The sequence below is a fragment of the Pseudomonas oplopanacis genome, from assembly GCF_057128725.1.
Window position 1 is genome coordinate 1 of record NZ_JBSKHV010000025.1, and the last position, 21904, is coordinate 21904.

Here is a 21904-nt window from a genome sequence, read left to right on the forward strand (position 1 = left end):
GTTTCGCGAACGGCTTTGCCGTTGTCCCAGGATTCGGTGATTGCCAGCAGTTCCAGGTTCTGCTCGATGCGGTCGGCAATTTTCAGCAGCACCAGCGAACGAGCCTGGGCGGACGTGGCGCCCCAGGCATCGGCGGCGGCGTGGGCAGCGTCCAGGGCCTTGTCGATGTCTTCGGCAGTGGAGCGCGGGAATTCGGCAATCGGTTGGCCATTCACGGGCGAAGTCGTGGTGAAGTACTGGCCTTTGACAGGCGCGACGAACTCGCCGCCGATGTAGTTACCGTAGCGGTGCTTGAAGGATACGAGGGCACCGGGGGTGCCAGGAGGGGTGTAGATCATGACGAGTCTCTCTTGTTGTTTTGGGTGGGGGCCGTCCGGGGGCAACCACGGTCACTTCAGTCGCCGGGTGGAGTCAGCAACCTTGAGGTGTTTCACCGCGTGCCAGGCGGGCATTGATGTCTTCGATGACGGCCGGCAACTCGACGATGGTGTCGATCAGGTAGTGCGGGCGAGAGCCTTCAAACATCTTGATGATGCGGGTGCGTTCTTCTGCCAGTTTGTCGGAGGGCAACGCTTTGTACTGATCGTAGGTCAAGCCCAGGGCGTTGCCGGAGCACGTCAACGCGACTGTCCACATGCCGGCACTACGGCCTTCGAGGATGCCCGGCCAGGTGTCATCGACCTTCACGCAAGCGGCTACATCGCTGATCCCCAACGCGATCACGTTAGCCAAAGCCTGGGCTGGATGTGGGCGGCCATTGGGCACTTCGTCGGTCGCTACCACGTGGTCGGCAACGTAGCCATTGTTGCGCGCCAGCTCCATCACTTTTGCCATGACTATGGCCGGGTAGCCTGAGCAGGACCCAATTTTCAAACCCTGGCCGCGCAGCGCATCGATGGCGTTCAAGGCGCCAGGAATCAGCGCCGAATGCAGAGCGATCTTCTCGATTTGTAGCGGCATGAAACGCTCATAAAGCGCTGTGACGTCCTCATCGGTCGGCAAGCGATCAAACACCGCACGGTAACGCTCTGCGATCTGTGGCTGGTTGCATAATGTGCGGATGTGGTCCCACTTACCCATGCCCATGGGACCGCGCGCTTCCTCCAGAGAGACCGCCACGCCAAACTCGGCGAAAGCCTCGACGAAAATTTGTGTAGGGGCGAATGAGCCAAAATCAACGACGGTGCCGGCCCAGTCCAGGACCACGGCTTGCAGTTGAGCAGGTTGTTTGTAATGCATGGTGAATCTCCACTTTTGGGTAGGGGGAGGCCGTCCCTCTCATCAGTGAGAAGTAGGCTTATCGATTGTTGAAGTGCGTTACAGAGTTAAATAGCGGGTGTCGGGCTTGAGTCGAACAACTCCGCGATCATCGGCCGGTTTCTGCGAATACCGAGGCAGCACAGGTGGTAGTCGATGGAAAACGGGTGATTAACAAACGTGATCGGTTTTGTACCTGGGGTTTCGGTGTACTCGACGGCAGACACAAAACCAATGCCGATGCCTTTGGCGATGGCGTGGACGATGGCTTCGCGACTGTTCAACTGCATGACACAGTTCAGCGAGACGTCGAGGCGCTTGCAGCTTTCTTCCACCAACTGACGAGTGCGTGAGCTTTTTTCCCGAAGCACCCACCGTTCACTGCTGATCTGCTCAACGTGCACTTCTTCCTGACTGGCCCAGGGATGGTCGTCACGCACGACGGCAATGATCGGATAGCGCCGGTAAAGCTGCGTATCAAAACGCTGGTCGAATTCGGACAACGCCAGAATTGCCACGTCGATGTCGAAGTTGAAGAGCCGGTCCAGCGTTTCCTTTTCAGGAGAAAACGAGGTCTCCAGTTCGATGTCCGGATGTTGTTGCATCAATTCGTACGTCAGGTTCATTGCGATGGGCGGAGAAACTGCACCCAGGCGCAACATACCGGACTTGCGTTGCTTGAAACTTTGTAAAAGTTGCACGGCTTCATCCTCTTGGCCGAACAGGCCCTGGGTGATCGCATAGAGCTTGTGTCCCGCCGAACTCATTTCGATATAGCGGCCACGACGGTGGAACAGTTCCACGGAAAACTTCTTTTCCAGCGCGTTGACCTGCTCGCTGACCGTCGGTTGGCCGACGCTCAGGTACTCGGCAGCAAGGGTGAAACTGCCGGTCTTCGCTACCGCATGAAAAGAACGTAACCACTTGTGGTACTGGTACATAAAAGATCCTGTTCCTGAGCCGTAACCTTTGATTCAAGTCTCTGAACCTTGTATTCAACGTCTGATGAATAGCGCAACCACAGCGCTGCAAAGGCACGCGGCAGTGACCACGATGAAGATCAACGACGTATTGCCGGTACTGTCGAGCATACTGCCGATCAAGGGTTCCGCCAGGCCCGCAAACAAATAGGACGAGAAGTTCATCACACCGGTTGCCGTGCCAGCACGCTTTGCTCCGACCAGGTCCGGGCACAGCGCCCAAAAGCTGGAAGCAGGGCCGTACACGAAGAAACCGCAAAGGAACAACGCCACGAGACCGGTCGCGCTGTGAGGTGCAAGGGTCCACATCCACAAGCTGGTGCCTGCACCGAGGAACATGTAGAGCATGATCGCCAGGTAGCGTTTGGACCCGAACAATTTGTCCGAAATCCAGCCATTACTGAGCGCGCCAATGGCCATGCCCACTGGCAGGGCAACGGTGATCCACTTCGGATCGACCATACTGTCGCCGCTCTTCCAGTTGGCCCCCAGAAAGTGCACCGGTACCCAGACGATCAGGCCATAGCGAGCAGCGTTCTGGAAACCCAGGGACACCGCGGCGATGATCAAACGAAAGTTTTTCAGGACGGCTTTGTAGCGTTGTGCAGAGGTTTCGACTTCGCCATGGGCCACTTCGTGATTTTTGTCATCGGCGTTGGCGACCCCGGTATCGGCGAGTGGCTCGAAGCCCAGGTCCTGTGGACGTTCGCGCGCCACCAGGTAGAAGATGATGCCGCCTGCCAGCATCAACAACACGGGTAACCTGAAGATCCAGCGCCACTCCAGATGCATCACCTCAAGCACAACGATCGAGGTCACGTAAGACAGTACGGAGGCGCAACCGGCGGCGAACACGTACAAGCCATAGACCTTGCCGCGCTCGCCGGCACTCCACCAATTGGAGATCAGCCGACTGCCCGGCGCCCAGCCCAAGGCCTGGAAATAACCGTTGATGCCCCAAGGCAGGATCAGCGCGGCAAAATTGCCTGCGAAACTGGTCACCCAGTTGGCGGCGCAGGACAATACGGCACCGGCGGTCATGATGCGGCGGCCACCAAATTTATCGGCGAGATTACCGTTGATTGCCTGGCCGATGGCATAAGCCCAGAGCATTGCGGCCGATGCCCATCCAAGGTGTTCCTTGGTAAAGCCGAACTCGGCCTGGATCCCCGGAATGGCGAAACCGAACGTCTGTCGGCCGGTGTAGAAAAACAGATAACAGAACATCGCCGCCAGCAGCATGCGCCATTGAGCGACTCGAAACGACGCGGTTTGGACGGCCAGAGCAGGCATGGTTTGGGCACGATTCATGATCTTTTCCTTATTATTGTTCGGTCCCACCGATGGTGTGTCGGCGGGTGCACTCTTTTATGGGTGCAGCAGGAAATCGTCGCGGCTCGTCATGCCGCTGACAGTGCTTGGTTGGGCTGGCAGGCTCTAGGCAGCTTGAGAGCCGATGAAGTTTTTGCCCCGCGCGCCCTGCATGGCGAAACTGATCATTTGCTCGGCTTGTGACGCCGTTACACCGTAGTCGGAAAACTCTGTTTTCACGTCCAGGCTATGCAGGAATTCACGCAGTTGACTTTGGGCTTTGTCCAGGTCGTTGCCGAATATTCGTTGAAGGGTTCGGTCACGCGCTGCGTCGTGGCCCCAGGCAAGGCCCAGTACCAGCGGCAACGTAAAGGAGCAGGCAATCCCGTGCGGCAGGCCGTAGCGCAGGGTCATTTCGTAGGAGATGGAATGGGCGAGGGCGGTTTTGGTGTTGGAAAACGCCAACCCGGCCTTGAGCGCGGCCAACGCCATGCGCGAACGCAGTTCCTTGTTGGAGAGATCCCGACGCAGTAGCGGCAGGCATTCCAGGATGTCGGCAATGGCGGAGATGGCGAAGGTGTCCGAAACCGGGTTGGCGTTGATGTTCCAGACCGATTCCAATGCATGCGACAGAGCGTCCAGGCCCGTAGAGACTGTGACGCTTCCCGGAACCGTCAGCATCAACTCTGGATCGACAATGGCGACCTTGGGCCAGGTGCATTCCAGGTGCAGCGAATACTTTTTGTGGCTGGCCGAATCCCAGATCGTCGCCCAAGGCGTCACCTCGCTCCCGGTGCCCGCCGTGGTGGGCGCCGCGATCAGTATTTTGCTGCGCGCCGGGACGAAGGGCTTTGCGGTTGCCAGCAGCGCGAGCAATTCATCAAAGTGCCCCGATTCAGTACCCACAATCAGCGCCTTGGCGGTATCGATGGCACTACCGCCACCGACTGCAATGACCGCGTGACATTCGCCGGCCTGCTGCCAGAATCGCTCATAGGTATCACGTAGCTGGGCCACATCGGGATTAGGCTGAACATCCTCGATCACATACACCAGACGGTCGCCCAGCAGGTCTTGAATGCGATCAACCAAGCCCAGCCCACGCGCCTCGGGAAAGGTCACAAGGGCGACTTTCTGGTTTTCAGTAATGTTGGCGAGCTCATGCAGGCTGCCCCAGCCGAAACGTGTATCAACTGGATTGTGGAATCGGGCAATCATGGCGGGTCCTTTGTTTTTGTTGTTGGAAGTGACCCCATATTCAGGCGCCTTCAATAACAGCTCAAATCGATAATTCGCAGGCTTCAATCGGCTGAACCGATACTGACTCAACATCGGTTTTTTGCTGGACGGGGTTCGGTGAGACTGGAGGAACGATCAGGGCAAGCGAATGCGAAAGAGGGGGAGGCGCAGTGAGTCAGCTTCTATATTTCAGCGCCTCCACCAATGCAGAAAAGGCGGGAGACGTCTGGCGTCTGTTGGGGTAATACAAGTGGTAACCCTGAAACTTGGGGCACCAGTCGGCCAGGACTTCTTTGAGTCGGCCGTCGGCCAGATACGGTGCGACCAATTCCTCTGGTACGTAGGCCAGACCAATGCCATCAACGGCAGCATTGAGCACATGCATGATGCTGTTGAAAACAAGTTGCCCCTCTGCCTTGACCGTAAACGCCTGGCCATCTCGCTCAAACTCCCAGGCGTAAATCGCCCCTGATGGCCTGTGTCGGATATTCACGCAGTCATGCCCGGTCAGCTCATAGGGGGTTGTGGGTGCCGGGTTGCGTTCGAAATAGGCTGGAGAGCCCACCACCGCCAACCGCCAGTCCGGTCCGATGCGAACCGCGATCATGTCCTTGCTGATCGATTCGCCCAGGCGAATGCCGGCATCGAAGCGTTCCTCGACCACGTTAGTGAATCCATAGTCGACGTAGAACTCCAGGGTGATATCCGGGTAATTCTTCAAGAAGCCTGCAAGCATCGGCCGAATGCACAATTCAATCTGATCGTCAGTGCAGGAAATACGAATCGTGCCACTGGGCGTGTCCCGTAATTCGCTCAAGGCTTCAATCTCGACGGCGATCTGATCAAAAAGCGGGGCGATCGAGCGCATCAATCGTTCTCCAGCCTCTGTCGGCGACACATTGCGTGTCGTGCGGGCCAGCAGTCGTATTCCCAGTCTTTGTTCAAGCGCGCGGATCGTATGGCTCAGCGCAGAAGGCGTAATGCCCAGTTTGGCGGCGGCTTTGGTAAAGCTTTGATCGCGCGCCACTGCCAGAAATGCTTGGAGATCGTTGACTTTGGTATGGGCCATTGCTGAGTTTTTCTCAAAACTACATGAAGATTACACCTACTAATCAAGGTATCTCGAATCCGTCAAGCTCTGTCACCTATCTGGAGCGGAGTACCGATGATGAGCGAGACACCTGTATTCGACACCCCGACAGGTGATGCCCTCGGCACGCCGGGGACTGGGGAGCTCCCGGCTTACTGGAGTGGCATCTTTGCGATGACGCTGTGCGTATTCGCGCTGATCGCCTCAGAGTTCATGCCCGTCAGTTTGCTTACGCCGATAGCATCGGATCTGAACATCAGTGAAGGACTGGCCGGGTATGGGATCGCCATCTCCGGCGCCTTCGCGGTGCTGACAAGCCTGTCGATTTCTAGGCTTGCAGGCGCAATGGACCGCAAGACGCTGTTGCTGCTACTGACCGGGATTATGTGCGTGTCGGGGCTGGTGGTCGGTCTGGCGCCAAACTATACGGTGTACATGATGGGTCGTGCGCTGATCGGCGTGGTGATCGGTGGGTTCTGGTCGATGTCGGCGGCAATGGCCATGCGCCTGGTACCGTCCCGTAGCGTGCCCAAGGCTCTGGCAATCTTCAACGGCGGTAATGCTTTGGCAACCGTAGTGGCCGCGCCACTGGGAAGCTATCTGGGGAGTGTCATCGGTTGGCGGGGGGCTTTTTTCTGCCTGATTCCGGTAGCGATCATCGCGTTGATCTGGCAGTGGATCAGCCTGCCAGCCATGGCGGCGCCGCGCAAAGCGGGAGCGGGCAATGTCTTTCGATTGTTCAAGAGCCGATTGGTCCTTTTCGGCATGTTGAGTGTGGGCATTTTCTTCATGGGGCAGTTTGTATTGTTCACCTATCTGCGCCCGTTTCTGGAAAGCGTCACGGGTGTAGATGTCTCCCTGTTGTCGATGATCCTGCTGGTCATCGGCGTGGCGGGTTTTGTAGGGACCCTCCTGATCGGCACTTTTCTGAAAACCGGCATGTACCGCGTCCTGGTCAGCATTCCTCTCTTGATGGCCGCCATTGCGCTGTCCTTGATTGTCCTTGGCGGTGGAGTCGTGGCTGCTTTTGTATTACTTGGGCTGTGGGGCCTGATCGCGACGGCGGCACCTGTGGGGTGGTGGTCGTGGTTGGCCAGGGCGTTGCCCAAGGATGCTGAAGCCGGTGGCGGCCTGATGGTGGCGGTCATTCAGCTATCCATTGCGCTGGGCTCTACCCTCGGCGGGCTGTTGTTCGACGGGAGCGGCTATCGCATGACCTTTCTCGCAAGCGCTATCTTGCTGGTGCTCGCCGCAGTGACGGCCTTTTTCACCTCGCGAATATCGCTGCGGCGTCATGATGCCTGGTAATTCAGCATTGATAGCGCAGCGCACCCACCACAACGCCCAACGCTGACGAATGCTCACGGCGATTCGGGCATCACCTCGTCCAGTGCCTGCTCCAGAGTGCTGACCGTGCGCTCGATATTGTGCAGCTTTTCGAGTCCGAACAGACCGATGCGGAAGGTCTGGAAGTCAGCTGGCTCGTCGCATTGCAACGGCACTCCGGCGGCGATCTGCAGGCCGTGGTTGGCAAATTTCTTGCCGCTCTTGATGTCGGCATCATCGGTGTAGCTCACCACTACGCCAGGGGCCTGAAAGCCGGCTGCGGCTACGCTTTTGATGCCTTTGCCGGTCAACATTGCGCGCACCCGATCGCCCAGCGCCTGTTGTTCCCCGCGGACCTTGTCGAAACCGTAGGCCTGCGTCTCTTTCATCACTTCGTTGAACCGCGCGAGGGAATCGCTGGGCATGGTCGCATGGTAGGCATGGCCGCCCTGTTCGTAGGCCTGCATGATCTGCAGCCACTTTTTCAGGTCGCAGGCGAAGCTGCTGCTCTGCGTCTGTTCGATGCGCTCGAGGGCCAAAGCACTGAACATCACCAGGGCGCAGCAAGGGGAGGCGCTCCAGCCTTTCTGCGGTGCGCTGATCAGCAGGTCGACAGCGCATTTGTGCATATCAACCCACAGCGTGCCTGAGGCGATGCAGTCCAGCACGAACAGGCCACCTACCGCATGCACGGCGTCGCCGACGGCCCGCAGGTAGTCGTCGGGCAGGATAATCCCGGATGAGGTTTCAACGTGGGGGGCGAAGACAATCTGCGGCTTCTGCGCCGCAATGGCTGCCAGCACTTCGTCCAGAGGAGGTGGGGCGTAGGCCGCCTGGCGACCCGTTTCGACCGGTCGGGCTTTGAGCACTGTGGTGGCCGCCGGGATGTTGCCCATCTCAAGGATCTGGCTCCAGCGATAACTGAACCAGCCGTTGCGTATCACCAGGCATTGCTGGTCGGTGGCAAACTGTCGCGCCACCGCTTCCATGCCGAATGTGCCGCTGCCCGGGACCACCGCAACCGCCTGGGCGTTGTAGACCTGTTTCAGGGTCCTGGAAATGTTCTTCATCACGTCTTGAAATGACTGCGACATGTGGTTGAGCGAGCGGTCGGTGTAGACCACTGAATACTCGACCAGCCCCTCAGGATCGATACTGGGATATAGCTTTGACATAAGGTGACTCCTTTGGCAGAAATCTCAGTGGTATCGACCCTGCCTTAAGCCTTGGCAAATGACAAGATTGCTCGGGATTGAATGGCGGCTTCTGTCGAGCGGACGGCAGCATCAGGGGCGCGTATTCCACGTAATGCCCCATTTAAAAACTATCCGCCTCGGGCGCACGGAACGCTTTACTGTAGTAGCCGGACGGGTCGAAACAGCAAACGTGCTTCTTGCCGGACGCAAGCATATCGCAGGCATCACCAATTCGTTTTGCGCGCGTCTTGAGTTGCTTGGCTGAAGTAATCCAGTGTATCCAGTCCACGCGTGCGATGGTCGTCGTAGTGTTCCAGACTTTTCGAGCTTCAGGAGTAGCTGCCAGTGCCTCCTGAAAATCTGCGGGGATGTCAGGCTCGGGTTCCTTTTTCACCGGGGCTAGCTCTAGTGTAACGATGTCCCCAGCGGTTGCGCCTGCGGCTTCGAGTAACGCTCTACTGACCTGCAGCCAATGGCTCAGCTGACCATCCGGCTCAAGGGTTGCCTGGAAGTGGTGCCCATTGATGGTGCCTTCAACTGTCGTCCTTCCTCGCCTCGGAAGCTGTTCACTTGCTTCTCTTGGCAGTACTACAAACGCCCACGACGTGTCATCACCAGGCTTTGCTGGACGAAGAAGCTTTGCTTCGAATCGGGGTTTCACATCGACTGTTGTCATTGCAACTCCTCCAACTAATAAGCCGGACTATTCTCTGCCGACATCACTGCCGGTTTTAAACGCAATTGATGACGCCGAGCCCAACCGCGGTAACAGTTCAGTGAAGAAAGTCGACGCTACCTATTAGCCACTAGTCTGTCCAGCGGCTGCGGATGTCACGCTTTTTTGCACCGCCAACGTCAGACGCGGTCTTAACAGCGGGTAGGCGAAGGTGGAAACCATGACAACGCGCAAATTAACCATTAAAGACTTGCAGCTGAACGTTTCAATCCGCGGCCACGGCTCACCGCTGCTATTACTCAACGGCCTGGGTGGTTTGATCCGTACCTTCGATCCCCTGCGCAATGAACTGGTGGGCTACAAGACCATTACGTTGGACGTGCCCGGGGTCGGCAAATCGCAAATGCCCCGCTGGCCGATGCGTCTGCCGCGCCATGCCGACCTGATCGCCGAGATGCTCAAGCAATTGGGAATCGAGCAGGTCGATGTGTTCGGCGTGAGTTGGGGCGGCGCATTGGCGCAAGAATTCGTCCTGCGTTACCCGGGCATGGTGCGCCGGCTGATCCTCGCGGCGACCTCGGCCGGCCCGGCCATGCTGGTGAAGCCCGGCGACATCCTGGATTTTTTTGGCAGGCGCAAAAGTGCCAAACCGGGGAAGCAAGAAGGCTCGCGCAATTCGATACAGACGCTGCTGCGCTTCGGTGTGGTAAACGGCATGCTGACGGCCAACCCGCGAACCTATTACCACCAGCTCACCGCACTGGTCGGCTGGACGAGCTTGCTGCGGCTGTCACGACTACGCCAGCGCACGCTGATCCTCACCGGTGAACGCGACACGCTGGTGCGGCTGTACAACGCGCATATCCTGCGCCGCACCATTCGCCGTGCCGAACTTCACGTCCTGCCGGGCGAGGGGCATTTTTTCGTGGTGACCAGCGCCAGGCAAACCGCCGAAGCGATACGCGAATTCCTCTGCCAGCCGCATGGCGATGAAGAGCCCGCTGCACGATTTATCCAACCTGTTGCGCCGACCGGTTGAATCCACAGCCGATTGCGATCACTCAGCTGTTCAGCGACATTGGCTTATCGCCACCCGGAGGCAAACCAAACAGCTTCCTTACCCCGTTAAGGAACACTCCATAAGGTCGTCCCAGAAAGAGCATTATCAAGGCCGCACCGAGAGTGCCGCGCACCAGGCCGCCTCCCGATGCACCACTGAAGGCAATGATCGCTGCGTAGATGGGCACCTGGAAACTGACGAGGGCAATACTGTCCCATAGCAACCTGGAAATCGTGCTCTCACAGGCTCGTCTCATTAACCAATCCCGCCATAGGCCGTAAGGTCTCGCGACTGGAATCATCAGGGCTGCTCCCAGAAGGCGAGCATGAAGAACCTGATCCCACGTCATGCCGGCAATGAAACGTTCGTTGATGATGCCGGTGGTCGTGAAAAACAGGATCAGCGCCGTTGTGTCCGCAAAAAACGCAGTCCGACGCATTGGCTGTTGCAGGCGCTGAAGCACATCACATCTCCTTTCATGGTTTGAACAAAAAGCGGGCATCGATACACTTCCAGCTCTCCTTTCATGAACGGACTCGAAATTGCGCCGGTCTTTGTTTGCTCTATTCCTCAGCCTCGTGGCATTTCTGCTTGTTTCCTTCGTTGTCACGTTGTGGCGAAGCCCTTACAGCCTCACTGTCTTGATCGCCTCAGTCTATGAGGAGGGCCTGATAGTTGGCCGCAACCCCGGCAAAGCCGCAGACTGGTACTTACGCGCAGCAGAAAAAGGCGACCGTGTCGCGCAGTACAAGCTCGGCATCATTCAATACTACGGTCGAGGTATCGACGTTGATCGACCAAAGGGTCTTCAGTGGATAATTGAGTCGGCCGATCACGGGAACGCAGACGCCCAATACTATATGGGTGTTGCAAGTATTGCGGGCCTGGATATGCCGAGGGACTATGCCCACGCTGAGACATGGTTCAGCAAGGCTGCAGAGCAAGGTCATGCCAAAGCTCAACGACAGCTCGCTACCCTTTATTACCAAGGTAACGGCGTTGAGGCAAACGACCAGCAGGCTTTCAACTGGGCTAGCAAGGCAGTCGCTCAAGGCGATGCCGAGGCTCTGACGCTACTCGGTACTCTCTATTTCTTTGGTAAAGGGGTCCCAGCAGACCCTCAATACGCTGTGAAATTGCTCACCCAGGCGGCCAATGCCGGCGATAGCCTTGCATTCGAACTGTTGGGAGCGGCCACTTTACATGGCACTGGTACCCCAAAAGATCTACCCGCCGCATTGCATTGGTATACGCGCGCTGCCGATCAGGGCCGGGTCAACGCCCAGTACGTCCTCGGCTACCTCTACAGTAGTGGCGGTGATGTACCAGTGAACTATCCATTGGCGAATCGCTGGTTGTTGCAGGCGGCCACTCAAGGAAACGCTGTGGCGCTGATTTCCCTCGCCGTTCATCTCGATAATGGGCAGGGCATCCAGCGTAACAAGCTCAAGGCTTGCGGATTATTGCGTGTGGCGCTCAAACAGACGCTGCCGAGCGATATTGCAGACCCCATGCGCATTCAGCTTGAGAAGGAAGAGAAAACGCTTTCGCCACAGCAACTGGCTGAGACATTGGCTTTTGAAAGCCTCTACTCAAGCCCGGCGGGTCTCAGGGGACTGCAAGGTGATCTGGTAAGCGAACAGTAAGAAGCGACGGCCGCGCAGCCAAGCGCTAGCCTACTGGCGGACATATACAAACAGTGATCGCGCAAATGCCTGTGTTTCGGTGGAGAAAGAGTTACAGGCATCTGGTTTCGGCCGATTGCGCGCATTTGTGAAAGGCAGAAAACGACCGATTCTGTTGAAAAAGTAGCTCGCCTGTCTGGCCTGCGGCAAAATCGCTGCATTGGCCAGCAGGGAAGCACGCAGCATGATGGGGCAGTTATCGAGTGGACAGAAAAGGCTGTATTACTCGTTCAACCTTGAAGATCACATCCCCGCCGATCACCTTCTGCGCAGCATTGATCGGTGTCGCGACTGAGAGATTTGCGCCATCGCCTTGCCCGACTTCTACAGCCCGATTGATCCTGAATTGATGATCCGCATGCTACGGCATCCGCTCAGAGCGGGGGTTATGCGAAGACGCCCACTTGAAGCTGGCGTATCGCTGGGTGGCGTACCGTGTGACGGGTTAGGTGTTCAAGACACCTTGTAGCGCGGTGCCGGAATGCCGGTCTGGGTCGCGCCGAACAGTTCTGCACGGGCCGCGTCGTATTTGTCCCACAGCGAAAAGTCCGCCACCGACGGCCAAGTGATGCTTTCGCCTTGATCGAACCCGGCCAGCGCCGCGTCGACCAGGTTTTCCGTGGTCATGACGGCTTCTTTGCGCAGTGCGGACAGCGGGATGCCGGACTCATCCCAGATTTCCGTGGCGGTGGAAGCGGGCAGGACTACCTGGACCTTGACGCCTGTTTCCGCCAGTTCAGCCTGCAAGCCGCGACTGAACGCCAGCACGAAACTCTTGGAGCCGCTGTAGACGGAACTCACCGGTAGCGAGTGCAGTGCCAGCACCGAGGCGACGTTGATGATCACCCCTTTGTTGCGGCTGAGCATGGCCGGCAGCGCCGCATGGGTCAGGCGGGTCAGGGCGGTGATGTTGAGGGCGATCTGGGTCATGGAATCGTCGACGGACGACTCGGCGATCGGGTGCAGCCTGGCGAGACCGGCGTTGTTCACCAGCACGCGGATCGCCGGGTTGGTGGCGAGGATCTTCTCCACCTGGGCCAGATCGTCCGGGTTGACCAGGTCGGCACGAATCGTCTTGACCAGCCGGCCATGGCGGGCGGAAATTTTTTCGGCCAGGGCATCGAGGCGATCCTGGCGTCGCGCCACGAGGATCAAGTCGTAGCCACGGGCAGCCAGCCGATCGGCATACACCGCGCCGATTCCCGAAGAAGCACCGGTGATGAGGGCAATTTTCTGAGCGTCATTTGTGGACATGGGCATCTCCGATGCATGAGTACTCAATCAATATGATTGAGGGCTCAAGTATAGAGGCCGGGACGTTCCGCTTGTCAATGGTTTTGCCCTCAATCATTCTAGGGGGATGAAGAACTCAAAAACCTCCCCCCGAGATACCGACGACGCCTCCGACCTCGACCTGCTGGGCGAAGTGGCGTGCACCAATACCGCGTTGCGCCGCGCCGCCAGGCGCCTTGGCAATCTGTATGACGAAGCGCTCGCGCCCATTTCCTTGAAGGCCACGCAAATTGGAATGCTTGCCCAGATCAGCCGCTTTCCGAGCGCCGACGGGCATGACGGGCCCACCTTGCAGGAGTTGGCAGGGCTGCTGGCGATCCAGATGTCTGCTATCTCCCATGCCATGAAACCCCTGGTGCGCGACGGCATTGTCGAGTTGCAGCAAGACGCGCTGGACAAGCGGACCAAACATTGCGTGCTCACCCCCAAGGGCGACCAGCTTCTAGCCGAAGCGCTGGTGCTGTGGCAGGCCGCCAACGATCGGGTCGAAACCGTGCTGGGGCGGTCGTCGGCGGCGTTGCTGCGCCAGTTGGCGGATGAGATTGCCTCCGATGAATTCCTCAGTGAGTTCAACCATCTGACTGCCGAGTGAAACCCTCGGCTTCTTGCTGCGTAGGGCTGTTTTTTCATTCCTGATCATCGTGCTATCTGGTTGCATTATAGAACCAACGTTGATACAACTGTTGTGGTTTCATAAATAAACCACTTGCATGGGAAGGAGGTTCGCTATGCAGCAGCCAACAGCATTGATAGTCGGGGTGGGTTCTGAGCAGGGGCTGGGCGCGGCGATCAGTCGGCGTTTTGCCCGTGAAGGCTTTCATGTCCTGTCCGTCGGCCGCACGGGGGCGAAACTCGACGCGGTGGTGAATACCATCAAACAACGAGGCGGCAGCTCAGAGGCGGTGGTCTGCGACGCAACGGAAGAGCGCGAAGTGCTGCGGCTTTTCGAGTATGCGATGCGACCGGTGGCCGGTCGTGAAGCGCCCAGCGTGGTGGTCTTTAACGCGGGTAATAACGCGCATATTCCCCTGCGCGAATTAAGCGCGTCGCAGTTTGAGGCGTTCTGGCGCATCGGTTGTTATGCAGGCTTTCTGGTCGGTCGCGAGGCTGCTCGTTATCTGGTCCCCAGGGGCGCCGGCACCCTCCTGTTCACGGGGGCATCGGGCAGTCTGCGGGGCAGGTCCGGCTTCGGCCATTTCGCCGCGGCGAAATCGGGGCTGCGGATGCTCAGCCAGAGCATGGCCCGGGAGTTCGGACCGCAGGGTATCCACGTTGCGCATGTGGTGGTCGACGGCGGGATCAATGGCGAGCGCCTGCGGGTGCTCAGGCCTGAGGTGGTCGCCCAGCGCGGCGAGGACGGTCTGCTGGACGTCGATGCCATCGCCGAAAACTATTGGCACCTGCATCGGCAGCCGTTGACGGCATGGACGCAGGAACTCGATTTAAGACCGTTCAAAGAACACTTCTGAATTCACCACATGCTTGGTTTAGCCGAAGGCAGGGGCAGGGTCCCCAGCCTCGCCGTGGCCGCTCAAAAAGACATAGGTAAGACTCATGGTTTCAAGCACGTTAGACAGTGAAGGCGTCACCCCCTATTCGTGGTTCGGCGTACTGGCCATCGCGCTTGGCGCGTTCGCCCTGGTGGTCACGGAGTTTCTCCCGGTGGGATTGCTGCCGGGTATTAGCCGTGATCTGGGGATCTCCGAAGGCACGGCCGGCCTTGCGGTCACGGCCACCGCGCTGCTGGGGTTTCTCGCGGCACCCATCACCGCCATGTCGATCGGCAAAGCCGACCGGCGTCTGGTGCTGTTGGCGCTGACGGTTTTGCTGGTCATCTCCAGCGTCATGTCCGCCCTGGCCAGGAACTTCGAAATGCTGCTGATCGCGCGGGTCATCCTGGGGGTGGGCGTCGGTGGTTTCTGGGCGATTTCGATCACGGCGGCGGCGCGGCTGGTGCCGGACGAGAAAGTGCATGCCGCCTCGTCGATCGTGTTTGCCGGCATCTCCATCGGCTCGGTGGTGAGCGTCCCGGCAGGCTCCTACATCGGCGCGCATTATGATTGGCGCATCGCGTTCATGGCCGCCAGTGTGCTGGCTGTGGTGGTGTTGCTGATTCAACTGGTCGCGCTGCCGAAAATCCTCATCGACCACGGCATCAAGCTGAGCAATTTTTTCGGCCTGCTGAAGTCGGCGAAAGTCAGGGGTATTTTCCTGACGGTGATCTTCATCGTCGCCGGGCAGTATTGCGGGTACACCTTCGTCACGCCGTATCTGGAGCAGGTCACCGGGGTCGATACCAATGTGTTGAGTACGTTGTTGTTCATCTATGGCGTGGGGGCGGTGGCTGGTAATTTTCTGGGTGGATCTTTCGCTGGCAGAAACCTGCAATTGACGGTGGTGGCGACCGTGGTCATTTTCCTGATTGCGCTGATCTGCATGGCGGCGTTCGCCAGTCATGTGGTCATCGTCACCCTCAGCCTGATCGTCTGGGCGATCTCCTGGGGTATGGCGCCGGTCTGCACGCAATTGTGGCTGTACAACGCCACCCGAAATGACCCCGAAGCCGCGCAGGCGGTCAATACCAGCGTTTTCCAATTGTCCATCGGACTGGGCTCACTGATGGGCGGCGCAGCCGTCAATACCATGGGACTGCACAGCTCGATGTGGCTCGGGGCGCTGGTGCTTGCGTTGGCGGTGGCAACGGTGTTGAAGGTGGGCCGTATGGATCGGCGGGGGTGAAAGGAAACTGTGGGCGAGCCTGGTTGCGGTAATGCGGGCATTCAGGTAGCCAGCGTTATCGTTGACCGTCGCGGGCCTGCTCGTTCCCACAGGAGGGCGGCGCATGCTCAGGCAAAAAAAGAAACCCCGGATGGACCTGATCCACCCGGGGTTTCCCGTTTCCAGCAGCCCAAGGCCGTTGATCAATAACGCTGATACTTGGAACCAAACTCGGAACGGTTTTCCGCGACGTAGAGTTTTGCTTTCTGCACATCCTGACGGTCGCTGCTGACCGTGTTCACATTCACCGTGGCCGGTTGGCTGACGGTGTTTGCTGCAACGACTGCGTGGGTGGCGTGGGGTGCGGCGATGGCCGACGTGGCGCCAAGGACCGAAAGGGCGAAACCGATACCGATGATGCTTTTCATGATGAGGCTCCAGAGCGCGGTGAGAGGATGGGGCCACTGTAGAGCCGGAGAGTCAGGATGAGTACACCCCCTTGCGCATAGTCAATATCGAGAACAGTGATCGTTGCACGCAGCTCCCCCTGTAGCTGCCGAAGGCTGCGATCTTTTGATCTGGCTTTTAAAAATCAAAAGATTGCAGCCTCGTTTCACTCGACAGCTCCTAAACCGTTCCGAAAAGGGTATTTGTGGAGACTGCCTATGCCGACAGCCCGATCACATCCGGAACCGGCAACCCCGCCTTGCGACATTCTTCAAGGTAGAGCGCGGTGATGAACGGCGTATCCCAGATGCTTTCGACGTTGTCGTGTTCATCCATATTCAGGTTGGCGCCATTAATGGCGAACCAGACCTCGGTCGGTTCGCTGTTGCTCGCCGGCACATGCAAGGTGTGCATAGAGCCGGCAGGTTCGTAGAGATATGAACCAGCGGTGTTGACCTCCGGGTACTCCAGATACTTCCAACTGCCGGAAAAGGTGACCGCGTAGACATCGCCCGTGTGTTTATGCCGGGGAATGGTCAGACCTGGGGCGAAGCGGGTTTGTACCACCCACAGCCCGGTGTCGGCGTTTACCTGGAGCAGTTTGAATTCAAGACCTTCAATCAGCGTGACATAGGGCAGGTCATCCTTGCCACGGTGATGCGTGGAAGGGTGTTTGTCGGCAGTGTCGGTAACGATGGCATGCATGATGATTTCCTTTGTTGTTGGACTTGTTTGGAACCGGGAGCACCGCCCTGCAAACCGCGGTGCTCACCTATGCGTCAGGCAGATCCGGGGTTACTGCTGGTTGAGCTTCGCCACGTGGTGCCCAAGGCGATACTCGTAATCACCTTCCTGCTGCAGACCCTGGTCCAGCGCCTTGGCGATCAGGCGTTGGGTGTCGGGCCAAGTGGTGGTGCCGATGAACGCCTGGTTGGAGCCCCAGCGATCAGCCTCGGTGGGCACGCCAGCGCGGGCGTTCACGGTTTTCTTGGCCAGTTCCAGCGCGTCTTTGCTGAAGCTGGCGATGCGCTGGGCCAGGTTGTCGACGAATGCATCGAGCTCGGCGTCGGGCATCGAGCGGTTGACCCAGCCGTATTTCTCGGCGGTGTCGGCATCGAAGTCGTTCGAGCCGGTGATGATTTCCAGGGCCCGGGAACGACCGGCCAGGGCCGACAGCCACTCCGTCGCGCCGCCGCCAGGCACCACGCCCACGCTGACTTCGACCTGGGCCAGCACGGCTTTTTCACGGCTGGCAAAGCGCATGTCGCAGGCCAGGGCCAATTCACTGCCATGACCACGGGCCCGGCCGCGAAGCTTGGCGATGCTGACGACCCGGGATTGAGCCAGGCGGGTGACGAAGGCTGGCCATTCGGCAAATTTCGCCGACCCTGGCATGTCCGGAATCACCTCGCCACGCACCAGGTCGTAGTGGGCGACGAAGTAGTCAGGGTTCGAACTCTCGAACACCACGACCTTCAGGTCGTCGTCCTGCTCGATGCGGTCCATCAGCACCCGCAGTTCGGCAAACATCTCAGGGTCATAGAGGTTGATCGGCGGGTTGCCGATGATTACACGCCAGTAGCCAGGGGAAACTTTGGAGATCGTCAGGCGGTTGTGAGTGCTGGGCATCTTTACGGATTCCTGTAGAACGGTAGGTTGACGTGCGACCACAGGTGCACGCATCTGGTCTCATAATGAGACCTGATTGATCCTAGATTTACTGGTTCAATAATGCAACCAGATAACCGCATGGATTATTAAGCTGCGAGTACCGAAGTGAAGGAGTCGCCCGCCGTAGAGCGGGGATTGATTGCGTGGGCCACTGGTCAGTTTTATTATGAGACCCAGTTTCCATCTCCCGGCGACGCCATTTCGAGCGTTGCCAAACTGACAGGTCGACCCGTGAAACGAAAAAGTCTTGAAGATTCACCCTGCGCGATTGCCAGGGCCCTGGACACCATCGGCGATTGGTGGACGCTGTTGATCATGCGTGACGCGTTCGAAGGCATCACCCGCTTCAACGAATTCCAGAAGAGCCTGGCGATCCCCAAGAACATTCTCTCGGTCAGGCTCAAGGGCTTGGTCACCCGGGACATTCTCGAAGTGCAGCCAGCATCCGACGGCAGCAACTATCAGGAATACGTGCTCACCGATCTGGGCAAGGACCTGTTCCATGTCATGGTCGCCCTGCGCCAGTGGGGCGAACGCCATCTGTTCGCCGAGGGCGAGGGACCCGTCGCGACCCTGGTCGACAGGGCACGCGGACGTCCGGTCGCCACGCTGCGGTTGCCCTCGGACGATGGCAAGACACTGGAACTGGCCGACACGTTGGTGGCCTATTCGAGGTAGGCGGCACCGCGTTCGGCACAGTTGCACATCCTGCACTTCCAAGCTGCAAACACTTCACTGCTCTTTGACCAAACGCCATGTAAAACTCTTCGGACTAATTACAAGACCGTTGCAGCTGTGGAGTTTGGTATGAGTTCGTTCGTTGATGATTTTGATGCTGTGGTTGCCTCGCGCAGGGCTGTGCGGGCTTTTTTACCGACGCCCGTTTCGAGGAAGTTGATCAATGAAGTCATCGATGTCGCTCGTTTAGCCCCCAGTAATTCCAACACCCAGCCATGGTCGGTCCATGTGGTGACCGGCGAGCCCAAGCGTGCGCTGAGCGCCTTGCTGGCCACGGCCCACACCGATCCGTTCGCCGACCCGCTGCTGCACTTGCCGGACGATTTGGCGCAGAAGTACCGCGACCGCCAGGAAAATTTCGGCGCCCTGTTCTACGGCCTGCATCAGATCGACAAGTGCGACAACGACGGCCGGGCTCGTGTCAGCGGCCTGAATTTCGAGTTCTTCGGCGCCCCCGTCGGGCTGATCTTCACCATCGACGCGAACCTGAAGAAATACAGCTGGCTCGACTACGGCCTGTTCCTGCAAACCCTGATGCTGACGGCGCGCTCCCGTGGCCTGTCGACCTGTCCGCAGGTGTCGTTCGCACGATTCCAGGCGTTGATCAAAGACTTTCTGCGCCTGGACTGCGGCCAGGAAATCGTCTGCGGCATGTCCCTGGGCTACGCCGATGAAAGCGCGCCTGTGAACGCTCTGCGCATGCCGCGAGAGTCGTCCCACGCCTTCACTCACTTCCTGGGCTTCGATCAGTAGTCCATTTTTCGGGACGCCACGCTGTATCGATTTCCCGGCGTCCCCCACACGGCAGCACGAGGTGTACATCAAAATGGCAGTACGAGTTCTGGCCCTATCGGGCAGTGCCCGCAAGGGTTCGTTGAATCAAAAACTTCTGAACGTCGCCGTGCAGGGCGCATTGGCCGCTGGCGCTGAAGTGACCGTGGTTTCGTTGAGCGATTATCCGCTGCCGTTTTTCGACAGCGAGCTCGAGAAGGAGCAGGGCGTTCCTGCCCATGCCCTGAGCCTGCAGAAACTGTTCAGCGAGCACGATGCGTTGCTGGTGGCCTCGCCGGACTACAACGGTGGCTACACGGCCTTGTTGAAAAACGCCATCGACTGGATGAGCCGTCCGACGACTGAAAAAGTCTCCGGCCTGGCGCTGTTCGCTAACAAGGCATCAGCAGTGATCTCGGCATCGCCTGGCCCCATGGGCGGCATTCGTTCGATGCTGGCCATGCGTGGCGTGCTGGAAAAGCTTGGCGCGATGCTGATCCCGCAAACCTTTACCCTGGGCGTCGCACACCAGGCCTTCGGCGAGAACGACCAGTTGAGCAATCCGCAGGTGGAGAGCGAAGTGAAGGCCATCGGTGCGGCGTTGGTGAGGTTCTCCGGCGCGCTGCGCGCAGCCTGACTCGGCACTGAGCAAGGACGTTGCCACGAACGGACTTGCTCAGTCCTGCAAACGAGAGATTTCTTCTGCCGCCGCACTGATCTGGCCATGCAGCCAGCGTTGCGCCGGATCATTGTCATTGCTGCTGTGCCAGATCATGTCCAACTGCTGACGGGCGACGGGGTAGGGCAATGGCTTGATCATGAAGCCCAAGGTTTTGGCGAATGTCCGCGCCAGCGGACGCGGTACGATCGCCAGCAATTCACTGCCTTCGAGCAGCATCGGCAACGCCAGGAAATGTGGCAGCACGATCTGCCTTCTCACCGACAATCCCGCCTCCGTCAATGCATTCTCCAGGGCATTGCGATCGTACATCTGCGCCTGTCGCGCCAGGCCTCGTTCAAGTATGTAGCCACTGAGCATTCCTTCGCCTTCGCCGCCCAGGGACACCACGGCCAGCGGATACTTCACCAGATCTTCGAGATGCAGCGCGTTGTCGCCGATCGGATGCCCGCCGCTGCAGATGAACACTTCGTCCTGTGACAGTACGGGCTTGCTGCGAAACCGCTCCGGGGCGCTGCGAAAGGTGCCGATTGCCACATCGATCCGGCCGAGGTCGATCTGCTCGGCCAGGTCCAGGCGGGTCGCCGGGGTGATCGACAGGTCGATGCCCGGGGCCGCGGTCGATAACTGGCGGTTGAGTTGCGGCAGCAGCGTGGCCGACACGTAGTCGTTGGCGGCGATCACAAAGGATCGGCACACGGTCTGCGGCAAGAAGGTAGACGCGGCCTGTGCCAGGGTCTGGCTCATGCTGTGCAGCGCCGCGCGCAACGGGCCGCTGATTTCTATCGCATAGCTGGTGGGGGTCATGCCTTTGCCGGTGCGGACGAAAATCTCCTGGGCAAGGCCCTCGCGTAAACGGGACAGCGCATGACTGACAGCGGACTGACTCAGGTGCAGGCGCTGGCTGGCACGCAGCACGCTGCGCTCTTCCATGACGGCGTCGAAGACCCTAATCAGATTCAGATCCAGCTTATCGAACGTAATCATGGCGGGCATTCCGGAGGGCGCGAGTTGGCTAATAATTTGAGTTCATAAATCAAGCATTTGCAAGCGAGTATCAAGGCTCGCCAGTGTTGAATGTCATGCATTGAGACACTGCAGAAAGTTCGCTTTTTGCCCGAGTGCAAGTATGGGAGAGTGTAAAAAAACCTTAAAACAGTGAGCGTCTGACAAATGAATAAACGTGATGAGTTGATCAATCTCTGTATTGAGTTTCTGGCCAAGGTCAAAGATAAAACCGCAAGTAATAATCTTGAACAGTGGCTCAACGATACTTATGGGCCGGACAGTGAAACTTACCAGCGAATTGCTGACCTGGTGATTGAAGGCGTGGCACAAGGCTGGGCGGCCAACACTGAAATCAGCGGCCCGAATTATCGTCGCAGTCGCCTGTGCGAGCCCTGTGCGGAAACCTTCTACTTCAGCATCACCACCGTCTACATGGACAGCAAGGGTTACGAGCTGGATAACGATCAGCGCACCTTCCGCGGCGACTATCACCAACACCCCTACGGTGAATTGAACATGGTGATCCCGCTGGATGAAGGCGCCTTACTGGCCGGGCCACGGGGCTGGCAGGGTGCCGGGTGGACGGCGCCGTCGCCCGGCAGCCATCACTTTCCAGAGGTCAAGGGCGGCGCGTTGATTGCGTTCTTCTTCCTGCCCGCCGGGCGCATTTCCTATGACTTCCCGGCTCAGGCCAGTTGAATGGAGGTGGCGTACCGATTTTCGCAACCGCAACTGAAGTGGAGTGCTTTCGGCCATTGG

24 protein-coding genes and 1 pseudogene are annotated in these 21904 nt (G+C 58.4%); 11 read left to right on the plus strand and 14 right to left on the minus strand.

Translation table 11 applies throughout. The features are described 5' to 3' along the window. The 6 genes from ACWKV5_RS28560 to ACWKV5_RS28585 all read right to left on the minus strand — a co-directional run. Positions 1-338 (minus strand): aldehyde dehydrogenase family protein (locus ACWKV5_RS28560; RefSeq protein ID WP_483843981.1); only part of this gene is annotated, 338 nt, incomplete at its 3' end. 73 nt (positions 339-411) lie between these two features. Beyond that, positions 412-1239 carry a phosphonoacetaldehyde hydrolase gene (gene phnX, locus ACWKV5_RS28565; RefSeq protein WP_483843982.1) on the minus strand — a complete coding sequence of 276 codons (828 nt, stop codon included), beginning with the start codon at positions 1237-1239 and terminating at the stop codon, positions 412-414. A gap of 86 nt (positions 1240-1325) precedes the next feature. Continuing rightward, entirely contained in the window at positions 1326-2198 is an 873-nt protein-coding gene (locus tag ACWKV5_RS28570; protein WP_483843983.1) for a LysR substrate-binding domain-containing protein, read from the minus strand. Positions 2199-2252: 54 nt separating this feature from the next. Next, the gene (locus ACWKV5_RS28575; RefSeq protein ID WP_483843984.1) at positions 2253-3548 is read right to left on the minus strand and encodes an MFS transporter; all 1296 of its coding nucleotides are present in this window, start codon (positions 3546-3548) and stop codon (positions 2253-2255) included. Between the two features lie 126 nt (positions 3549-3674). After that, positions 3675-4766, minus strand: coding sequence for an iron-containing alcohol dehydrogenase PsrA (gene psrA / locus ACWKV5_RS28580; RefSeq protein WP_483843985.1), 1092 nt, complete (start codon positions 4764-4766; stop codon positions 3675-3677). A 196-nt stretch (positions 4767-4962) separates the two neighbouring features. Then, positions 4963-5856, minus strand: a complete 894-nt coding sequence (locus ACWKV5_RS28585; protein ID WP_483843986.1) for a LysR family transcriptional regulator — start codon at positions 5854-5856, stop codon at positions 4963-4965. Positions 5857-6051: 195 nt separating this feature from the next. Here ACWKV5_RS28585 and ACWKV5_RS28590 point away from each other — a divergent pair, with 195 nt between their 5' ends. Next, positions 6052-7185 (plus strand): MFS transporter, encoded by a 1134-nt coding sequence (locus ACWKV5_RS28590; RefSeq protein ID WP_483844015.1) that lies wholly within the window; start codon positions 6052-6054, stop codon positions 7183-7185. 53 nt (positions 7186-7238) lie between these two features. On the opposite strand, the gene ACWKV5_RS28595 is transcribed toward ACWKV5_RS28590, so the two are convergent. Both ACWKV5_RS28595 and ACWKV5_RS28600 read right to left on the minus strand, forming a co-directional pair. Beyond that, complete coding sequence (locus tag ACWKV5_RS28595; RefSeq protein ID WP_483843987.1) at positions 7239-8378, minus strand: aminotransferase class V-fold PLP-dependent enzyme; 1140 nt, start codon at positions 8376-8378, stop codon at positions 7239-7241. 142 nt (positions 8379-8520) lie between these two features. Next, positions 8521-9075 (minus strand): YdeI/OmpD-associated family protein, encoded by a 555-nt coding sequence (locus ACWKV5_RS28600; RefSeq protein WP_483843988.1) that lies wholly within the window; start codon positions 9073-9075, stop codon positions 8521-8523. 220 nt (positions 9076-9295) lie between these two features. Here ACWKV5_RS28600 and ACWKV5_RS28605 point away from each other — a divergent pair, with 220 nt between their 5' ends. Beyond that, positions 9296-10114 carry an alpha/beta fold hydrolase gene (locus ACWKV5_RS28605; protein WP_483843989.1) on the plus strand — a complete coding sequence of 273 codons (819 nt, stop codon included), beginning with the start codon at positions 9296-9298 and terminating at the stop codon, positions 10112-10114. 22 nt (positions 10115-10136) lie between these two features. On the opposite strand, the gene alaE is transcribed toward ACWKV5_RS28605, so the two are convergent. Further along, on the minus strand, positions 10137-10598 hold the full coding sequence (gene alaE / locus ACWKV5_RS28610; protein WP_483843990.1) for an L-alanine exporter AlaE: 462 nt from the start codon (positions 10596-10598) through the stop codon (positions 10137-10139). A gap of 79 nt (positions 10599-10677) precedes the next feature. On the opposite strand from alaE, the gene ACWKV5_RS28615 reads away from it, so the two are divergent. Both ACWKV5_RS28615 and ACWKV5_RS28620 read left to right on the plus strand, forming a co-directional pair. Continuing rightward, the gene (locus tag ACWKV5_RS28615; RefSeq protein WP_483843991.1) at positions 10678-11781 is read left to right on the plus strand and encodes a tetratricopeptide repeat protein; all 1104 of its coding nucleotides are present in this window, start codon (positions 10678-10680) and stop codon (positions 11779-11781) included. Between the two features lie 223 nt (positions 11782-12004). Continuing rightward, positions 12005-12245, plus strand: a pseudogene (locus tag ACWKV5_RS28620) (transposase); the annotation flags it as partial. A gap of 28 nt (positions 12246-12273) precedes the next feature. On the opposite strand, the gene ACWKV5_RS28625 reads toward ACWKV5_RS28620, so the two are convergent. Continuing rightward, on the minus strand, positions 12274-13074 hold the full coding sequence (locus ACWKV5_RS28625) for an SDR family NAD(P)-dependent oxidoreductase (RefSeq protein WP_483843992.1): 801 nt from the start codon (positions 13072-13074) through the stop codon (positions 12274-12276). Between the two features lie 106 nt (positions 13075-13180). Between ACWKV5_RS28625 and ACWKV5_RS28630 the strand changes: the two genes are divergently transcribed. The 3 genes from ACWKV5_RS28630 to ACWKV5_RS28640 all read left to right on the plus strand — a co-directional run bounded on the left by ACWKV5_RS28630 (position 13181) and on the right by ACWKV5_RS28640 (position 15852). Further along, on the plus strand, positions 13181-13705 hold the full coding sequence (locus ACWKV5_RS28630; protein WP_483843993.1) for a MarR family winged helix-turn-helix transcriptional regulator: 525 nt from the start codon (positions 13181-13183) through the stop codon (positions 13703-13705). 136 nt (positions 13706-13841) lie between these two features. Then, the gene (locus ACWKV5_RS28635; protein WP_338581456.1) at positions 13842-14582 is read left to right on the plus strand and encodes an SDR family NAD(P)-dependent oxidoreductase; all 741 of its coding nucleotides are present in this window, start codon (positions 13842-13844) and stop codon (positions 14580-14582) included. A gap of 85 nt (positions 14583-14667) precedes the next feature. Beyond that, on the plus strand, positions 14668-15852 hold the full coding sequence (locus tag ACWKV5_RS28640; protein ID WP_483843994.1) for an MFS transporter: 1185 nt from the start codon (positions 14668-14670) through the stop codon (positions 15850-15852). A 182-nt stretch (positions 15853-16034) separates the two neighbouring features. Here ACWKV5_RS28640 and ACWKV5_RS28645 read toward each other — a convergent pair whose 3' ends face one another. The 3 genes from ACWKV5_RS28645 to ACWKV5_RS28655 all read right to left on the minus strand — a co-directional run bounded on the left by ACWKV5_RS28645 (position 16035) and on the right by ACWKV5_RS28655 (position 17907). Beyond that, positions 16035-16259: a hypothetical protein gene (locus ACWKV5_RS28645; protein WP_483843995.1), complete on the minus strand. Its 225-nt coding sequence runs from the start codon at positions 16257-16259 to the stop codon at positions 16035-16037. A 235-nt stretch (positions 16260-16494) separates the two neighbouring features. Then, positions 16495-16983, minus strand: a complete 489-nt coding sequence (locus ACWKV5_RS28650) for a 2,4'-dihydroxyacetophenone dioxygenase family protein (RefSeq protein WP_483843996.1) — start codon at positions 16981-16983, stop codon at positions 16495-16497. A 90-nt stretch (positions 16984-17073) separates the two neighbouring features. Then, positions 17074-17907, minus strand: coding sequence for an enoyl-CoA hydratase/isomerase family protein (locus ACWKV5_RS28655; RefSeq protein ID WP_483843997.1), 834 nt, complete (start codon positions 17905-17907; stop codon positions 17074-17076). 273 nt (positions 17908-18180) lie between these two features. On the opposite strand from ACWKV5_RS28655, the gene ACWKV5_RS28660 reads away from it, so the two are divergent. From ACWKV5_RS28660 to ACWKV5_RS28670, 3 genes are all read left to right on the plus strand, one after another. Continuing rightward, positions 18181-18627, plus strand: a complete 447-nt coding sequence (locus ACWKV5_RS28660; protein ID WP_483843998.1) for a winged helix-turn-helix transcriptional regulator — start codon at positions 18181-18183, stop codon at positions 18625-18627. Between the two features lie 129 nt (positions 18628-18756). Then, complete coding sequence (locus ACWKV5_RS28665) at positions 18757-19440, plus strand: nitroreductase (RefSeq protein ID WP_483843999.1); 684 nt, start codon at positions 18757-18759, stop codon at positions 19438-19440. Between the two features lie 73 nt (positions 19441-19513). Beyond that, positions 19514-20095 (plus strand): NADPH-dependent FMN reductase, encoded by a 582-nt coding sequence (locus tag ACWKV5_RS28670; RefSeq protein WP_338581450.1) that lies wholly within the window; start codon positions 19514-19516, stop codon positions 20093-20095. 39 nt (positions 20096-20134) lie between these two features. Here ACWKV5_RS28670 and ACWKV5_RS28675 read toward each other — a convergent pair whose 3' ends face one another. Then, a complete protein-coding gene (locus ACWKV5_RS28675) occupies positions 20135-21124 on the minus strand; it encodes a LysR family transcriptional regulator (RefSeq protein ID WP_483844000.1) in 990 nt (329 codons plus the stop codon). Between the two features lie 186 nt (positions 21125-21310). On the opposite strand from ACWKV5_RS28675, the gene ACWKV5_RS28680 reads away from it, so the two are divergent. Then, positions 21311-21844 carry a 4-hydroxylaminobenzoate lyase gene (locus tag ACWKV5_RS28680; RefSeq protein WP_483844001.1) on the plus strand — a complete coding sequence of 178 codons (534 nt, stop codon included), beginning with the start codon at positions 21311-21313 and terminating at the stop codon, positions 21842-21844. The last annotated feature ends 60 nt before the right edge of the window (positions 21845-21904 follow it).

Excerpts from the sequence above, each read along its gene's own strand:
- ACWKV5_RS28645 (WP_483843995.1), bottom strand. The coding sequence starts at position 16,259 with ATGAAAAGCATCATCGGTATCGGTTTCGCCCTTTCGGTCCTTGGCGCC.
- ACWKV5_RS28675 (WP_483844000.1), bottom strand. The coding sequence starts at position 21,124 with ATGATTACGTTCGATAAGCTGGATCTGAATCTGATTAGGGTCTTCGAC.
- ACWKV5_RS28625 (WP_483843992.1), bottom strand. The coding sequence starts at position 13,074 with ATGTCCACAAATGACGCTCAGAAAATTGCCCTCATCACCGGTGCTTCT.
- ACWKV5_RS28570 (WP_483843983.1), bottom strand. The coding sequence starts at position 2,198 with ATGTACCAGTACCACAAGTGGTTACGTTCTTTTCATGCGGTAGCGAAG.
- ACWKV5_RS28655 (WP_483843997.1), bottom strand. The coding sequence starts at position 17,907 with ATGCCCAGCACTCACAACCGCCTGACGATCTCCAAAGTTTCCCCTGGC.
- ACWKV5_RS28600 (WP_483843988.1), bottom strand. The coding sequence starts at position 9,075 with ATGACAACAGTCGATGTGAAACCCCGATTCGAAGCAAAGCTTCTTCGT.
- ACWKV5_RS28595 (WP_483843987.1), bottom strand. The coding sequence starts at position 8,378 with ATGTCAAAGCTATATCCCAGTATCGATCCTGAGGGGCTGGTCGAGTAT.
- ACWKV5_RS28590 (WP_483844015.1), top strand. The coding sequence starts at position 6,052 with ATGACGCTGTGCGTATTCGCGCTGATCGCCTCAGAGTTCATGCCCGTC.
- phnX (WP_483843982.1), bottom strand. The coding sequence starts at position 1,239 with ATGCATTACAAACAACCTGCTCAACTGCAAGCCGTGGTCCTGGACTGG.
- ACWKV5_RS28680 (WP_483844001.1), top strand. The coding sequence starts at position 21,311 with ATGAATAAACGTGATGAGTTGATCAATCTCTGTATTGAGTTTCTGGCC.
- ACWKV5_RS28585 (WP_483843986.1), bottom strand. The coding sequence starts at position 5,856 with ATGGCCCATACCAAAGTCAACGATCTCCAAGCATTTCTGGCAGTGGCG.
- ACWKV5_RS28630 (WP_483843993.1), top strand. The coding sequence starts at position 13,181 with ATGAAGAACTCAAAAACCTCCCCCCGAGATACCGACGACGCCTCCGAC.
- ACWKV5_RS28635 (WP_338581456.1), top strand. The coding sequence starts at position 13,842 with ATGCAGCAGCCAACAGCATTGATAGTCGGGGTGGGTTCTGAGCAGGGG.
- ACWKV5_RS28575 (WP_483843984.1), bottom strand. The coding sequence starts at position 3,548 with ATGAATCGTGCCCAAACCATGCCTGCTCTGGCCGTCCAAACCGCGTCG.
- ACWKV5_RS28640 (WP_483843994.1), top strand. The coding sequence starts at position 14,668 with ATGGTTTCAAGCACGTTAGACAGTGAAGGCGTCACCCCCTATTCGTGG.
- ACWKV5_RS28650 (WP_483843996.1), bottom strand. The coding sequence starts at position 16,983 with ATGCATGCCATCGTTACCGACACTGCCGACAAACACCCTTCCACGCAT.
- psrA (WP_483843985.1), bottom strand. The coding sequence starts at position 4,766 with ATGATTGCCCGATTCCACAATCCAGTTGATACACGTTTCGGCTGGGGC.
- ACWKV5_RS28665 (WP_483843999.1), top strand. The coding sequence starts at position 18,757 with ATGAGTTCGTTCGTTGATGATTTTGATGCTGTGGTTGCCTCGCGCAGG.
- ACWKV5_RS28605 (WP_483843989.1), top strand. The coding sequence starts at position 9,296 with ATGACAACGCGCAAATTAACCATTAAAGACTTGCAGCTGAACGTTTCA.
- ACWKV5_RS28670 (WP_338581450.1), top strand. The coding sequence starts at position 19,514 with ATGGCAGTACGAGTTCTGGCCCTATCGGGCAGTGCCCGCAAGGGTTCG.